Origin of the sequence: Microbacterium sp. NPDC089186, from assembly GCF_040685115.1 — a bacterium.
Classification (GTDB): Bacteria; Actinomycetota; Actinomycetes; order Actinomycetales; family Microbacteriaceae; genus Microbacterium; species Microbacterium galbum.
The window spans coordinates 715,490-729,510 of record NZ_JBFBHJ010000001.1 but is presented as its reverse complement, the minus strand read 5'-3'; the positions used below and the strand labels follow the sequence as shown (position 1 = coordinate 729,510).

Below are 14,021 nucleotides of genomic sequence, written 5' to 3'. Positions count from 1 at the left end.
GCTACTTCTTGGCATCCTGTCGCGGGATGACGATCTGCTTGATGATCAGCAGCACCGACGCCGTGACGGGGATCGCCACCAGCGCCCCGAGCAGACCGAGGAGCGTGCCGCCGACGAGCGCGCCGATGACCACCAGCGCGCCGGGGACCGAGATCGTGCGGTTCATGACGCGCGGCGTGAGGATGTATGCCTCGATCTGCATGTAGACGAGGTACACGATGGCGAAGATGAGTCCCGCGGTCGGGCTGACGATCAACGTGAACAGCGTCGCGGTGGCCCAGAACAGCACCGACCCGACGAGGGGGATCAGCGTGATGCCGAATGCCAGGGCCGCGAGCAGTGCGGCGAACGGCTGCTGCAGGATCGTCAGCACGATGAACGCGAACACCGCGTTGCACAGCGCGAGCACGACCATGCCGGCGAGGTAGCCGCCGACGGAGTCGGTGATCTGGCCGGTCATGTCGGAGACCGTCTCGCGGCTGCGCGCGGGGGTGAGGCGCACGAGGCTGTTCTTCATCTTCGGCAGGGATGCCAGGAAATACAGGCTCAGCACGAGCACGATGATCGCGCCCGAGATGAACTCGCCGATGCTGATGCCCACCTGCAGCAGCCCCCCGCCGATGGCGGCGATGTTGGCGGGGTTGGTGACGAAGCCCTGCACCTCTTTCAACACATCGCCGAGGCTGTCGCCGAAGTTCTGCTCCACCCACCGCACCGCGTCGCTGTCGATGACGTCGTTGACGAACGAGGGGATGTCCCCGACGAATTGCTCGACCTGACGCACGACCGGCGGGATGAGCAGCCACAACGCCCCGGCGAGCACGAGGGCGAGGCCGCCGAAGACGATCACGATGCCCCAGGCCCGCGACAGTCCGCGGCGCACGAGCATGCGCACGAGGGGGTCGAGGGCGAGGGCGACGAAGAGCGCGATCGCGATGTAGATGAGCACCGTCGAGAGCTTGCCGAGCGCGAGCGCCAGCAGGAAGGCGGTGAGCCCGCCGAGGGTGAGGAAGAACCCCGCCGCGTAGGGGCGGGAGATCGCCGACCACACGGGCTTGTCGCGCGACGTGGCGGCCCCGGCGTCGGCGCCTACGGCGGTCGGGTCGGGGCGCGTCGATCGGCTCATGGTCACACTGTAGGACTCGGCTCCCGCCGACGGCGGCCCACGGCTCGGCGCGGTAGGGTCGGAGCGATGTGGGAGGACTCATGACCGACGCCGATCCCTCGACGATCCTTCAAGGGCTGCGCGGCAGCATCGACAACATCGACGCCGCGCTGATCTTCCTGCTGGCCGAGCGCTTCCGCTGCACCAAGCAGGTCGGGGTGCTCAAGGCGAAGCACGGGATGCCGGCATCCGATCCCACCCGCGAGGAGCAGCAGATCGCGCGGCTGATGCGTCTGGCCGAGGACGCCGACCTCGATCCGGCCTTCGCGGAGAAGTGGTTCAACTTCGTCGTGGCGGAGGTCATCCGCCACCACCGCACGGCCGCGGCCGAGCCGCAGGACGACTGACCTCGGCACATCCCGCCCCCTGGTGCAAGGGCGCTGCGACACGCCCGGGGTGACATGCGCGTGCATGGATCCCTCCCTCGTGCGGGAGGTCGGGCCAGGCGCGCGCGCGTGCCACACGGCATCCGGTTCCGCAAGGCGCGGGGCGATTTGCCAGCCGATCCATCACCGTGAAACGTTGGGTGAGGCCCTTGAGGGGCCGTTCACCCGACCAGTCCGCGGTCGTCGGTGTCTTCTCGGGGGAGGGGATGCCGCGAGCGTACGGTCGGCGGCCAGGACTCCGGACCCGATGTCCGGTGTCGACGTGCTCCACCCCCGGAGAGCGCCGACGGCTGCCACCCGGGCGTGACCTATGCGGCCACCCGAAGGCCGCTGAGGTGCACCAGTGACACATCCGCCTGCTTCGACGGAGCCCGCTCCGTCCGCACCCGCGAGCGAGACACCCGCCCTCGCCGCCAAGAATCTCTTCAAGGTCTTCGGCCGTGCCCCGCAGGCCGCCGTCGACAAACTCCGCGCGGGTTCGACGCGCGACGAGATCGCCGACCACGGAACGGCCGCCGTCATCGACGCGAGCTTCGACGTCCGCCCCGGCGAGATCTTCGTCATCATGGGCCTCTCGGGCTCGGGCAAGTCGACGATCATCCGCATGCTGAACGGCCTGCACGAGGCGACCGCCGGCACCGTCGAGGTGAAGGGCGACGCCCTCACCGGTGTCGGTCCCGCCCGCTTGCGCTCTCTGCGGCGCGATCGCCTCGCGATGGTCTTCCAGCACTTCGCGCTCCTCCCGCACCGCACGGTCGCGGCCAACGTCGCCTACCCCCTGGAACTCCGCGGCGTCGGCAAGGCCGAGCGCCTCGCGAAGGCGAACGAGATCCTCGGCCTCGTCGGCCTCGAGGGCTGGGGCGAGAAGCTCCCCTCGGCGCTGTCGGGCGGGATGCAGCAGCGCGTCGGCATCGCCCGGGCGCTCGCCGCCGACACCGACATCCTGCTGATGGACGAGGCGTTCAGCGCGCTCGACCCGCTCATCCGCCGCGAGATGCAGGAGCAGCTCATCGAGTTGCAGCGGACGCTGAAGAAGACCATCGTCTTCATCACCCACGACCTCAACGAGGCGATGTTCCTGGGCGACCGCATCGCCGTGATGCGCGACGGGCGCATCGTGCAGATCGGCACCCCGGAGGACATCCTCACCGACCCGGCGAACGACTACGTCGAGCAGTTCGTGCAGGATGTCGACCGCGCTCGCGTGCTCACCGCCGGCAACGTGATGGAACGTCCGCGTCCGCGCGTCGACGCCTCGGCCGGTCCCCGGACGGCCCTGCGCCAGATGCGCGACGCCTACATGTCGGCCGTCTACGTCACCGACCGCGACCGCAAGCCGCTCGGCATCATCACCGATCGGGATGCCATGAAGCTCGTGCGGGCCGGGGAGAATTCCCTGCTCAGCCGGCTCAAGCCCCTGCCCCAGGCGGTGCGCGAGGACGACGTGCTCATGAACCTCTTCGTGCCGTCGGTCGAGTCGCCCCTGCCGCTCGCCGTGCTCGATGCCGACGGTCGCCTGACCGGTGTCATCCCGCGCGTGACCCTGCTGGCCGCGCTCGGACCCGGGCCCAGCTCCACCGAGGAGATCACCGTGCTGCCCCAGCCCCTGCCCTCCGCTGAGATCGACGCGGTGCTCGACGCGCCGGTCGTCGCCTCCGAGACCGAGGGGGTGCGCTGATGGACGGGTTCCGCATCCCCGTCGGCTCGTGGGTCGACTCCGCCGTGGACTGGCTGCGCGACAACCTCTCGGGCCTGTTCGACGTCATCGCCGTGACCGTGCGATTCCTCGTCGGCGGGCTCAGCGACGTGCTGCTGTCGGCGCCCATCGTGGTCGTCATCGTGGTCGCTGCGCTCCTGGCCTGGCTGCTGCGCTCGTGGAAGCTCGCGCTCGGCACCGTGGTGGGCTTCGCCCTCATCCTCGCGATGGGGCAGTGGGTCACCGCGATGCAGACCCTCGCGCTCGTGCTCATCGCGACGATCGTCGCCGTCGCGATCTCGGTGCCGCTCGGCATCTGGTCGGCGCGCAACAGCACCGTGCGTGCCGTGCTGAAGCCGATCCTCGACTTCATGCAGACGATGCCCGCCTTCGTCTACCTCATCCCCGCGATCACGTTCTTCAGCATCGGCGTCGTGCCCGGTGTCGTCTCGACCGTCATCTTCGCGCTGCCCCCGGGCGTGCGACTGACCGAGCTCGGCATCCGCGGGGTGGACTCGGAAACGGTCGAGGCGGGTCAGGCGTTCGGTGCCACCCCGTGGCAGATCCTGCGCGGCATCCAGCTGCCGTTGGCGACGCCCACGATCATGGCCGGCGTCAACCAGGTCATCATGCTCGCGCTGTCGATGGCGGTGGTGGCCGGCATCGTCGGCGCCGACGGCCTCGGCAAGGAGGTCGTGCAGTCGATCTCGACCGTCAATCTGCCCAAGGGTGTCGAGGCGGGCCTCAGCGTCGTCATCCTCGCGGTCTACCTCGACCGCCTCACCGCGGCTTTCGGCAATCGCGCCGACAACACCGGCTCGCTGCTCGGAATGCTCGCGCGTCGTCGTGCCGCCCGCTCCACGGCGGCGGCCACGGCCGGCGCCCCCGCGGCCGGGCCCGTCGACACCTCGGCGGATGCCGCACGCGAGGCCGAGCGCGCGGAAGCGTCTCCGCGCCGCGCGCCGATCTCGACGGGCCGCTGACCCTCCCTCCCCTTCGCGTGAGTCGCCAACATTCATCGCCTCGGCACGTGCTGAAGCGACGAATCCTGGCACCTCGCGCGGGGGCCTACGGAAATCACATACGAAAAGGAAGAGAACACAGCAATGAAGACACGACACCTCACCGCAACCCTCGCCCTCGGCAGCGTGGCGGCGCTCGCGCTCGCCGGCTGCGCGAGCGGCAACCAGGCCGAAGGCGGCTCGGGCGACGGTGGCGACAAGGGCACCATCACGCTCGGCTTCCTCCCCTCGTGGACCGACGGCCTGAGCACGGCGTACCTGCTCGAGGACCAGCTCGGCAAGCTCGGCTACACCGTCGAGATGCAGACGCTCACCGAGGCGGGACCGCTCTACGCCGGCCTCGCCCAGGGCGACGTCGACATCTACCCCTCGGCCTGGCCGGAGCTCACGCACGCCGACTACATGAAGACGTACGGCGACTCGATCGAAGACCTGGGCGCCTACTACGACGACGCCAAGCTCACGATCGCGGTGCCGAGCTACGTCGACATCGACTCGATCGACCAGCTCCAGGCGAACGCCGCGCGTTTCGACGGCAAGATCTACGGCATCGAGCCCGGCGCGGGTCTGACCAAGCAGACGCAGGAAGTCGCCATGCCCGGGTACGGCCTCGACGGCCTCGAGCTCGTGACCTCGTCGACCGCGGCGATGCTCACCGAGCTCGACAACGCCATCGCCGCGCAGAAGGACATCGCCGTCACGCTGTGGCGCCCCTTCTGGGCGAACGACGCCTACGACGTGAAAGACCTCGAAGACCCCCAGGGCCTGATGGGCGACCCCGAGGCGCTGCACTTCCTCGGCACCAGCGGCTTCGCCTCGACCTACCCGGATGCCGCTGAGCTCATCGCCGGCATCCAGCTCGACGACGCGCAGTACGGCTCGCTGGAGGACCTCGTCGTCAACGAGTACGGCGAGGGCAAGGAAGCCGACGCGATCGACGCGTGGCTCGAGCAGAACCCCGACGCGTTCTCGACGCAGCGCGACTGACCCCGCGCGCAGTGACGGCCCCCTTCGCTCTCGGGTGAAGGGGGCCGTCCGGCGTTCCGGGCCGTGGCGCCGTCAGGCGATGGCGCGGGCCGCGGTGAAGCGCGTGATGAAGCCGGGGTGGCCGGCGGGCATCGCGAGCACCGAGTCGGGGGCGCGTCCCGCCAGCTGCGGGAAACCGGCATCCGCCACGAGCTCGTCGTCGATCGCCTCGAGCTCGGCGGTGACGAGGGGCCACGGCTCGTGGCTGTTCGCGGCCCAGATCGTGCGGCCCAGGTGGCGCTCGTGGAAGCCCCAGCGCGCGGTCAGGAAGCGCGAGAGGTCGTCGTCGACCGTCTCCGTGCCCAGCCGGGCCCGGATCCGCGTGCCCGGCTGCCGGCCCCCGTGGCGTCGCGAGCGGTACTCGATGCGCTCGCCCTCGGTGCGCACGCCGGCGCGCGCCCAGCGGTAGGGCAGGCCGAAGAGGGCCCGAGCCGCGAGGACCGGCGCGAGATGCTCCGCCTCGAGCGTGCGGAAGACCACGCCGCGACGCCCGGCGTCGTCGACGGCGTAGGTGCGGACGTTGATCTCGGTGAAGGTGCCCACGAAGGGCACCGGGGGCAGGGGCAGGAAGCGGAACTCGCTCAGCACGAACGGCACGAGCCCCACCCAGGCCGACCCGTCGTGCATGTCGGGACGGGTTCCGGGCGGCAGGAGCGGCGCGACCTCCCCCGGGTCGATCCGCCAGTGCACGAAGACCGCGCGGTTCCACCGCTGGGCGATGACGGCGCGACCGGGGAGGTCGGGGGCGTGGCGCTCGGTGATCACCGGGTCATTCTGGCCCCGACTCCCCGCAGCGGAGGGAGACTGGACAGATGACCCCGTCGTCTGGTGCGGATCCTCGGCTCGTGGCATCCATTCGCGAACTCCTCGCGGCGAGGGATGCCGGCAAGACGATCTGTCCGTCTGAGGCCGCCCGCGCGGTCGGCGGCGAGAAGTGGCGCGACCTCATGCAGCCGGCGCGCGACGCCGCGCGAGAGTTGGTCGACCTGGGCGAGGTCGAGGTCACGCAGAAGGGCGAGGTCGTCGATGTGACCACCGCGCGGGGTCCCGTGCGCATTCGTCGCACAGGCTGACGAGAAGGCGCCGCGGAATCCGCGGGGTTCGGCGCGGGCCGCGCGCTGCGGCGGAGCGCGCCTCAGACCGCGGGCTCGGGCGGGGTCGTCGAGGGACGCGGCTGCGTGGAGCCGCGGGGGAGCTCGAGCGCGACCTTCTTCTCGAGCTCGTCGACCGCCTCGTCGCTCAGCCAGATGAGGCCGTCGAGCTCCTCGCGCACGCGCTTGTACGCGAGCTGACGCTCGTTCGACGTCGCCGCCTGATCGGTCGCGACGGTGAGCAGCTGCTTGGCCGTGTCGAGGCGCTTGCGTTCGTCGGCGGTGAACGCCGCATCCTTGACGCGGCGCGCCTCGCGCTCGGCGACGTCGAACGCGACCTCGTAGTCGGTGACGGCCTCGCGGTATTCGCGCAGGCGCTCGGGCGAGAGCGTCTCGTCGGCGGCCGGTCGCAGATTGTCGGCGACCTTCTTCGCGCGCAGGAACGCCGCCGTCAGCGGCTGTCGGCCATCGCTCATCGCGGGGTAGGAGATGAGTTTGGTGGCGTCGAGCTCGTATTCGAGCCAGCGATGGGTGACCGCGTCGTGCGCGGACGTGAGACGGGCGCGGGCGTCGTCGGTCGCCGGGGCGAGCGCGGCAGGAGGCTCGCCCCCCGCGGCCAGACCCTTCGCCCGCAGCAGCTCCAGCTGCTCTTTGTGGCGGCGGCGGGCGGTGACCTCGCGGTGCTTCACCCTCGCGTTGACCGCCCCCATCGTCATTCCGAAGAGGGGGAAGACGAGCCACCAGTAGTGGCCGGCGAAGTTCCAGAAGTCCTGCACCTGCGCCATGCTACGCCGCCCGGCTTCGCCGTCATCAGGATGCCGGAGGTCGCGGCCGATCGCGTGCGGGAGGCGGCCAGACGGGACCGTTCTGCGGCCGGGGGCCCGCGGCATCCGGGGTCCGCTTCTGAGCGCGTCGGGCGCCGCGCTCCTCCCAGCTGCGGGCGGCGGCGCGGCCCATCGACTCCATGGACCGGGCGAGGGCGCGCTGGGCGGTCTCGGCCAGATCGGATGCCACGCGGCTCCACGCATCGGAGCCCTCCACGCCGGGCTGGTCCGCACCCTGGCGGGCTGCGCGCTCGGCGCGGTCGAACGCGTGCGCGGTGCGGCGCACGGCATCGCGGTAGGCGAGGTAGTCGGCGGGCTCCAGGCGCGTCTGCACCGACGCGGGCCGCAGCCACTGCGCCCTCTCGTGCGCGCGCAGGAAGTCCGCGAGGAGCGGGGAGCGCGAGTCGCTCATCTGCGGGTAGTCGATCGTGAGACCGGGGTCCGTCTCGTAGGCCATCCAGCGCGCCAGGATCGCGTCGTGCTCCGAGAGCAAGCGCGCCACCGGCAGAGGGGCGCTGCCCGCGCGGATCGCGGGGAGCATCGCTTTCGCGGCCCTCACCCCCGCGCGGCGGGCGCGCACCTCGGCCAGCGCGGCGCGCAGGTCGCGTTGCGCGTCGGTGAGGCGTCCGCGTGCGGCGGAGACGACGTCGGACGAGACACGGGATGCCGCCCGCTCGGCCTGAGCGCGCACCACCTCGGCGTCGGCGACCTTGACGTCGGCGCGTCCGCGGGTGACGGCGTGCCGCGCGGTCTGCAGATCGAGCAGAGCCGCGTCGAGTTCGAGGCGCCGCGCCGCCGCCTTGCCCAGGGGGCGTGACGCCCACGCGCGAGCGGCGCGATCGCCGGTGGTCGTCGCTCCGGCCAGCAGCGCGCGGTGTCGGGATCGACGCACGCCGATCCAGCCGACGGTGCCCGCACCGGCCGCCGCGGGGCCGATCCACCACCACTCGGCCAGAAAGACCAACAGCGGTTCCACATGCCCATGCTATGCCGGGCTCCCGACAGCGGGCTGGGCGGTGGGCCGGAATGCGCACGGGGTGAGCCGCGGGATGTGAGATCGTAGGCCGGTGACTCGGCGAACGCGCGCGGCCCTCTTCGCAGGGTCAGCCCGGAGGCGCGTCTCCCTCACACCCGGCCGGGCCATCGCCCTCGCGTTCGGGGGAGTCCTCGCCATCGGCACGGCGCTGCTCTCGCTGCCCATCGCGACTCAGGGGCGGCCGGCCACCTTCATGGAGGCACTCTTCACCGCGACGAGTGCCGTGTGCGTGACGGGGCACATCATCGTCGACACCCCGACCTTCTGGTCGCCGTTCGGCCAGGTCGTGATCATGGTGCTCATACAGATCGGCGGATTCGGCGTCATGTCGCTCGCGACGCTGCTCGGTCTGCTCGTCGCGCGACGACTCGGGCTGCGCACCCGCCTCACGGCCGTGAGCGAGACGCACACCGTCGCGGTCGGCGATGTGCGCCGCGTGCTCCTCGGGGTAGCCCTGATCGCCCTGATCACCGAGGCCGTGGTGGCGCTGGTGCTCACCGGACGCTTCTGGCTCGGCTACGGCGAGTCCTTCGGGCACTCCCTCTGGCTGGGCGTGTTCCACGCGGTGTCGTCGTTCAACAACGCGGGCTTCGCGCTCTTCAGCGACAGTCTCATGTCGTTCGCGACCGACCCGCTGATCTGCCTGCCGATCTGCGCGGCCATCATCCTCGGCGGCCTTGGTTTTCCGGTCATCATGGAGCTCTGGCGTCAGTACCGCTTCCCCCGGCGATGGACGCTCAACACCGTCACCGTGCTCGTCGGAAGCGCCGTGCTGCTGGTCGCGGGGACGGTCGTCCTCACGGCGTTGGAATGGTCGAATCCGGCGACCCTGGGGGCGATGGATCCTGCCGGCCGTCTGCTCGCCGGGTTCACGATGTCGGTGATGCCGCGCACCGCCGGCTTCAACTCGATCGACGTGTCGCAGATGTTCCCCGAGAGCTGGTTCGTCACCGACATCCTCATGTTCATCGGCGGCGGCCCCGCCGGTACGGCCGGAGGCGTGAAGATCACGACATTCGCGGTGCTGCTGTTCATCGTGCTGGCTGAACTGCGTGGCGACACCGCGGTCAACATGTTCGGCAAACGTCTTCCCCGATCGACTCACCGCGAGGCGCTCACGGTCGCACTGCTCTCGGTCGCTCTCGTGGTCGGATCGACCCTGGCGATCATGGTGCTGAGCCCGTTCGGCTTCGACCGGGTCTTCTTCGAGGTCATCTCGGCGTTCGCCACCGTCGGCCTCTCGACCGGCATCACGGCGGATCTGCCGACGCTGGCCCAGCTGATCCTCATCGTGCTGATGTTCATCGGACGACTCGGTCCCGTCCTGCTCGGCGCCGCCCTGGCGCTGACGCGGGAGAAGCGCATGTACGAACTCCCGAAGGAGCGTCCGATCATTGGATAGCAACACGTTCTTCAGCCGGCGCCGGATGCGCGGGAGCGCGGCGACGTCGATCGCGGTGATCGGTCTCGGGCGCTTCGGCGGGGCGCTCGCCACCGAACTCGCGCGCAGCGGCAGCGAGGTGCTCGGCGTCGACACCGACGAAGACATCGTCCAGTCGCTCAACGGCGTGCTCACGCACGTCGTGCGGGCCGACTCGACGAAGCAGGCGGCCCTGGAGCAGCTCGGGATCGCCGAGTTCGACCGCGTCGTCGTCGGGATCGGATCGGACATCCAAGCGAGCATCCTGACGACGTCGCTGTTGAAGCGCATGGGCACCCGCTCGATCTGGGCGAAGGCGATCAACGAGCAGCACGGGCTCATCCTCGAGCAGCTCGGAATCGAGCACGTCGTCTACCCCGAGGCCGACATGGGCCGCCGCGTCGCGCACCTCGTGCGGGGGTCGATGCTCGATTACGTCGAATTCGACCGCGACCTCGTCGTCGCGAAGACCGTGGCCCCGCGCGAGCTCGTCGGTCAGACCCTCGAGCAGGCGGCCGTGCGCCGGCGCCACGGTGTGACGATCGTCAAGATCCGGCAGGCCGACGGGCAGTGGCACGCTGCGGGCGCGGCATCCATCGTCGGAGAGGGCGATCTGCTGATCGTGATCGGTCCGGTAGAGAAGACGGAGCGATTCGCCTCCCTGGCGTGACCCGCGTCAGGCCGGAGGAGCGCTCGCGATATGCGCTTGCATCGGCAGGAGGTTCTGCAGCGGGGCTGTGTAGCCCTGCGCGGGCATGTCGAACACGACGCCTACGACGCCCTGCTGCGCGAACCCGGCGAGCCACTCGACCGCCCCGGGGAACGGAACGCTCAGCACGCGTGAGGCGGCCTCTTCGTCGAGTCCGTTCGCGAGGGCTCCGTCGTGCGCGCGCTGTCGCGTGGTGAAGGCGAAGACCATCGGCCCGTTCGCGAGCTGACCGATGAACGGCGACGGGGCGTCGTCGGGTCCGCGCGCGATGAACGACCAGTGCGGCAGCGCGTAGACGGCGCGCCAGAGGGCATCCATCGCCGCGAAGCTGGAGGGCTGGGCGCGTGCCGCATCGGAGAGGGCGTCGAGCGCGGCGACGGTCTCAGGAGTCGGGTCGATCAGGGACATGCGGAACCGCCTCGCGTCGTCAGCCCAGAATGAGCGAGATCACCGTCGCGCCCCCGCCGGTGAGGATGAGCGCACCGATCACGATCCAGGCGGTGATCTTCACGCGCCTCTGACGCTTGTCACTGAAGACGGTCATGTCGTCGTCGTCGGTCATCGCGCATCTCCTCTCGGCTGGGGTCCGTGCCGTGTGTCGGCGGCGTCGAGCGGGGCGGCCGATGCCGCGCGGGTGCGAATCCCGCGCGGCGATCGGCTCACGCCACCGGCTCCGCGACGGTGGGTCCGAAGACCGCGGGAAGGGTCTCGGTCGACAGGCGACGCAGTTCCGCGAGAGGGACGGTGAACACGTCCTGGATCTCGAGGAATGCCTCGGTGCCCGGCTCGATGTCGGTGACGCCGATGCGCAGCACCGGATAGCCGCGACCGTCGCACAGCCCACGGAACTTCACGTCCTCCTCGCGCGGCACGCTCACCAGCACGCGACCGGTCGACTCGCTGAACAGGGCGGCGGTGGCATCCAGTCCGTCGCGCTCCATGAGCTCGGTGAGCCAGACGCGCGCGCCGACGCCGAAGCGCATGACGCCCTCGGCGAGGGCCTGCGCGAGGCCGCCCGACGACAGGTCGTGAGCGCTCGAGACGAGCGACTGCGAACCCGCGGCCTGCAGCAGTTCGGCGAGCTTGCGCTCCTGCGCGAGGTCGACCTTCGGCGGGCGACCGCCGAGGTGGTCGTGGATGGTGCCGGCCCACTGCGAACCGTCGAGCTCGTCGGCGGTGACACCGAGCAGGTAGAGGTTCTCGCCGGCATCCTGCCAACCGCTCGGGATGCGGGCTGCGACGTCGTCGATGATGCCGAGCACGCCGACCACCGGGGTCGGGTGGATCGGCTGGTCGCCGGTCTGGTTGTAGAACGATACGTTGCCGCCCGTGACCGGGATGCCGAGCTCGAGGCAGCCGTCGCTCAGACCCTCGACGGCCTGGCTGAACTGCCACATGACCTCGGGGTTCTCGGGGCTGCCGAAGTTGAGGCAGTCGGTGACCGCGGTGGGCACGGCACCGGTGACGGCGACGTTGCGGTACGCCTCGGCGAGGGCGAGCTTCGCGCCGTTGTAGGGGTCGAGCTGGTTGTAGCGGCCGTTGCAGTCGGTCGCGATGGCGAAGCCGAGGCCGGTCTCCTCGTCGACGCGGATCATGCCGGCGTCGTCGGGGAAGCTCAGCGCGGTGTTGCCCAGCACGTAGTAGTCGTACTGGTTCGTGATCCACGAGGTGTCGGCGAGGTTGGGGCTCGCCACCAGCGTGGTGAACTGCTCGCGGAGGGCGTCGGCATCCGTCGCCCGGGGGAGGGATGCGGCGGAGTCGGCCTGCAGCGCGTCGATCCACGTCGGGTAGGCGACGGGGCGCTCGTAGACGGGGCCGTCCACCGCGACGGTCGAGGGGTCGACGTCGACGATGCGCTCGCCGTACCAGTCGATGACGAGGCGTCCGTCGCCGGTGACCTCGCCGAGCACGCTCGTCTCGACGTCCCATTTGCCGACGACGGCGAGGAACGCGTCGAGCTTCTCGGGCGCGACGATCGCCATCATGCGCTCCTGCGACTCCGACATGAGGATCTCTTCGGGCGTGAGCGACGGGTCGCGCAGCAGCACCTTCGACAGCTCGACCTTCATGCCGCTGTCGCCGTTGGCGGCCAGCTCGCTCGTGGCGCACGAGATGCCCGCGGCTCCGAGGTCCTGAATGGCCTCGACCAGATCGTCTTTGTAAAGCTCGAGGCAGCACTCGATGAGCACCTTCTCGGCGAACGGGTCGCCGACCTGGACCGCGGGGCGCTTCGTGGGTCCGCCGTCGGCGAAGGTGTCGGATGCCAGGATGCTCGCGCCGCCGATGCCGTCGCCGCCCGTGCGCGCGCCGAACAGCACGACCTTGTTGCCCACGCCCGTGGCGTTGGCGAGCTTGATGTCTTCGTGGCGCATGACGCCGACCGCGAGGGCGTTGACGAGCGGGTTGCCCTGGTAGACGGCGTCGAACACCGTCTCGCCGCCGATGTTGGGCAGGCCCAGGCAGTTACCGTAGAACGAGATGCCGCTGGTGACGCCGTGCACGACGCGGGGGGTGTCGGGGTGGTCGATCGCGCCGAAGCGCAGCTGGTCCATGACCGCGACGGGACGGGCGCCCATCGAGATGATGTCGCGGACGATGCCGCCGACGCCGGTCGCGGCGCCCTGGAAGGGCTCGATGTAGCTCGGGTGGTTGTGCGACTCGACCTTGAAGGTCACCGCCCAGCCTTCGCCGACATCGACGACGCCGGCGTTCTGGCCCATGCCCACCATGAGGCGGGTCTTCATCTCGTCGCTGACCTTCTGGCCGAACTGACGGAGGTAGATCTTGCTCGACTTGTAGGAGCAGTGCTCGCTCCACATGACCGAGTACATCGCCAGCTCGCCGCTGGTGGGGCGGCGGCCCAGGATTTCGCGGATCTTCGCGTACTCATCGCTCTTGAGGCCCAGAGCGCCGTAGGGCTGGTCCTTCTCGGGCGTGGCGATCGCGTTCTCGACCGTATCGGCGAGGGCGGTACGGGCGGCGGGGTTCGGGGTGGTCACGCGGCTGAGCTCCAAGAATCGCAGGGGCCGGACGGGAGCCAGTCTAGTTGGGCGGGCCGACATGCCCGGGCGGTCATCTCCCCTCTCCGGGTGGGGAGGCTGCGGGGAGGAGGGGTCGAGGACGGCATCCGTTCCGCCGCCCTCGCCGCGCGACGATTCGCACACCCCCCCCCGTCCGCACCGAGCCGCGCGAACCGAGGTTGTGCAGAGGAGGGCGGAACCGACAGGCTGGGCCGCACCCGAGCGAAAGGCGCACGCCCATGGCCATCCTGAACTTCCACCTCGTCGTCTCGGGCGACCTCGCCGCCGCCCAGCAGGCCACGCGGACCGCGCTCGAGGCGGCCGGCTTCACCGTGACCGAGGGGCGCGACCACTGGAAGGCGACCCACGGCAGCGTCGCCACGACCATGTTCCTCGGTCTGCGCGCGAACGACGCCGACGTGCGCGAGGTGCTCGACGTGCGCTTCACCGACCTGGACGGCACCGTCCGCGTCGACCTGCACCGCCCGATCTTCCAGCCGGCCGGCGGCAGCGACGACGGTCTGGAGCAGCGGAAGCTGCACACGGCGTATCAGGACGTCGTCTCCCGCGTGCAAGCCGACCTGCAGCGGCAGGGCGTGCTCGTCAGCGCCGACGTCTGACGCGGC

General features: G+C 70.4%; 15 protein-coding genes. 8 read left to right on the top strand and 7 right to left on the bottom strand.

Going from position 1 to position 14,021, the window contains the following annotated elements; all coding sequences use genetic code 11:
* Window position 1: 1 nt before the first annotated feature.
* A complete protein-coding gene (locus AB0N82_RS03470; protein WP_315994034.1) occupies window positions 2-1,126 on the bottom strand; it encodes an AI-2E family transporter in 1,125 nt (374 codons plus the stop codon).
* An 80-nt stretch (window positions 1,127-1,206) separates the two neighbouring features.
* Between AB0N82_RS03470 and AB0N82_RS03465 the strand changes: the two genes are divergently transcribed.
* From AB0N82_RS03465 to AB0N82_RS03450, 4 genes are all read left to right on the top strand, one after another.
* Window positions 1,207-1,512 (top strand): chorismate mutase, encoded by a 306-nt coding sequence (locus AB0N82_RS03465; RefSeq protein ID WP_315994033.1) that lies wholly within the window; start codon window positions 1,207-1,209, stop codon window positions 1,510-1,512.
* A gap of 382 nt (window positions 1,513-1,894) precedes the next feature.
* Window positions 1,895-3,229, top strand: coding sequence for a glycine betaine/L-proline ABC transporter ATP-binding protein (locus tag AB0N82_RS03460; protein ID WP_315994032.1), 1,335 nt, complete (start codon window positions 1,895-1,897; stop codon window positions 3,227-3,229).
* Window positions 3,229-4,230 (top strand): proline/glycine betaine ABC transporter permease, encoded by a 1,002-nt coding sequence (locus AB0N82_RS03455; RefSeq protein WP_363388161.1) that lies wholly within the window; start codon window positions 3,229-3,231, stop codon window positions 4,228-4,230. The genes AB0N82_RS03460 and AB0N82_RS03455 overlap by 1 nt, the downstream gene beginning before the upstream one ends.
* Before the next feature lie 123 nt (window positions 4,231-4,353).
* Entirely contained in the window at window positions 4,354-5,256 is a 903-nt protein-coding gene (locus AB0N82_RS03450; RefSeq protein ID WP_315994030.1) for a glycine betaine ABC transporter substrate-binding protein, read from the top strand.
* A gap of 72 nt (window positions 5,257-5,328) precedes the next feature.
* Here the strand turns inward: AB0N82_RS03450 and AB0N82_RS03445 are convergent, their stop codons facing one another.
* Window positions 5,329-6,060: a DUF2071 domain-containing protein gene (locus AB0N82_RS03445; RefSeq protein WP_315994029.1), complete on the bottom strand. Its 732-nt coding sequence runs from the start codon at window positions 6,058-6,060 to the stop codon at window positions 5,329-5,331.
* 47 nt (window positions 6,061-6,107) lie between these two features.
* Here AB0N82_RS03445 and AB0N82_RS03440 point away from each other — a divergent pair, with 47 nt between their 5' ends.
* A complete protein-coding gene (locus tag AB0N82_RS03440; protein ID WP_315994028.1) occupies window positions 6,108-6,368 on the top strand; it encodes a DUF3253 domain-containing protein in 261 nt (86 codons plus the stop codon).
* 62 nt (window positions 6,369-6,430) lie between these two features.
* On the opposite strand, the gene AB0N82_RS03435 is transcribed toward AB0N82_RS03440, so the two are convergent.
* Entirely contained in the window at window positions 6,431-7,171 is a 741-nt protein-coding gene (locus AB0N82_RS03435) for a hypothetical protein (protein ID WP_363388156.1), read from the bottom strand.
* A 25-nt stretch (window positions 7,172-7,196) separates the two neighbouring features.
* Window positions 7,197-8,186: a hypothetical protein gene (locus AB0N82_RS03430; RefSeq protein WP_363388154.1), complete on the bottom strand. Its 990-nt coding sequence runs from the start codon at window positions 8,184-8,186 to the stop codon at window positions 7,197-7,199.
* A gap of 91 nt (window positions 8,187-8,277) precedes the next feature.
* Here AB0N82_RS03430 and AB0N82_RS03425 point away from each other — a divergent pair, with 91 nt between their 5' ends.
* Both AB0N82_RS03425 and AB0N82_RS03420 read left to right on the top strand, forming a co-directional pair.
* Window positions 8,278-9,648, top strand: coding sequence for a potassium transporter TrkG (locus AB0N82_RS03425; RefSeq protein WP_363388151.1), 1,371 nt, complete (start codon window positions 8,278-8,280; stop codon window positions 9,646-9,648).
* A complete protein-coding gene (locus AB0N82_RS03420; protein WP_363388148.1) occupies window positions 9,641-10,336 on the top strand; it encodes a TrkA family potassium uptake protein in 696 nt (231 codons plus the stop codon). The genes AB0N82_RS03425 and AB0N82_RS03420 overlap by 8 nt, the downstream gene beginning before the upstream one ends.
* A 6-nt stretch (window positions 10,337-10,342) precedes the next feature.
* On the opposite strand, the gene AB0N82_RS03415 is transcribed toward AB0N82_RS03420, so the two are convergent.
* The 3 genes from AB0N82_RS03415 to purL all read right to left on the bottom strand — a co-directional run bounded on the left by AB0N82_RS03415 (window position 10,343) and on the right by purL (window position 13,374).
* Window positions 10,343-10,783: a hypothetical protein gene (locus tag AB0N82_RS03415; RefSeq protein ID WP_363388145.1), complete on the bottom strand. Its 441-nt coding sequence runs from the start codon at window positions 10,781-10,783 to the stop codon at window positions 10,343-10,345.
* Window positions 10,784-10,802: 19 nt separating this feature from the next.
* A complete protein-coding gene (locus AB0N82_RS03410; protein WP_363388142.1) occupies window positions 10,803-10,937 on the bottom strand; it encodes a hypothetical protein in 135 nt (44 codons plus the stop codon).
* A 97-nt stretch (window positions 10,938-11,034) separates the two neighbouring features.
* Window positions 11,035-13,374, bottom strand: a complete 2,340-nt coding sequence (gene purL / locus AB0N82_RS03405; RefSeq protein WP_363388139.1) for a phosphoribosylformylglycinamidine synthase subunit PurL — start codon at window positions 13,372-13,374, stop codon at window positions 11,035-11,037.
* Between the two features lie 260 nt (window positions 13,375-13,634).
* Between purL and AB0N82_RS03400 the strand changes: the two genes are divergently transcribed.
* On the top strand, window positions 13,635-14,015 hold the full coding sequence (locus AB0N82_RS03400) for a hypothetical protein (protein ID WP_315994020.1): 381 nt from the start codon (window positions 13,635-13,637) through the stop codon (window positions 14,013-14,015).
* Window positions 14,016-14,021: the final 6 nt, after the last annotated feature.

What these genes read in the sequence shown, in the direction of transcription:
- AB0N82_RS03400 (WP_315994020.1), top strand. Translation starts at nt 13,635, where the DNA reads ATGGCCATCCTGAACTTCCACCTCGTCGTCTCGGGCGACCTCGCCGCC.
- AB0N82_RS03450 (WP_315994030.1), top strand. Translation starts at nt 4,354, where the DNA reads ATGAAGACACGACACCTCACCGCAACCCTCGCCCTCGGCAGCGTGGCG.
- AB0N82_RS03410 (WP_363388142.1), bottom strand. Translation starts at nt 10,937, where the DNA reads ATGACCGACGACGACGACATGACCGTCTTCAGTGACAAGCGTCAGAGG.
- AB0N82_RS03440 (WP_315994028.1), top strand. Translation starts at nt 6,108, where the DNA reads ATGACCCCGTCGTCTGGTGCGGATCCTCGGCTCGTGGCATCCATTCGC.
- AB0N82_RS03415 (WP_363388145.1), bottom strand. Translation starts at nt 10,783, where the DNA reads ATGTCCCTGATCGACCCGACTCCTGAGACCGTCGCCGCGCTCGACGCC.
- AB0N82_RS03435 (WP_363388156.1), bottom strand. Translation starts at nt 7,171, where the DNA reads ATGGCGCAGGTGCAGGACTTCTGGAACTTCGCCGGCCACTACTGGTGG.
- AB0N82_RS03455 (WP_363388161.1), top strand. Translation starts at nt 3,229, where the DNA reads ATGGACGGGTTCCGCATCCCCGTCGGCTCGTGGGTCGACTCCGCCGTG.
- AB0N82_RS03470 (WP_315994034.1), bottom strand. Translation starts at nt 1,126, where the DNA reads ATGAGCCGATCGACGCGCCCCGACCCGACCGCCGTAGGCGCCGACGCC.
- AB0N82_RS03465 (WP_315994033.1), top strand. Translation starts at nt 1,207, where the DNA reads ATGACCGACGCCGATCCCTCGACGATCCTTCAAGGGCTGCGCGGCAGC.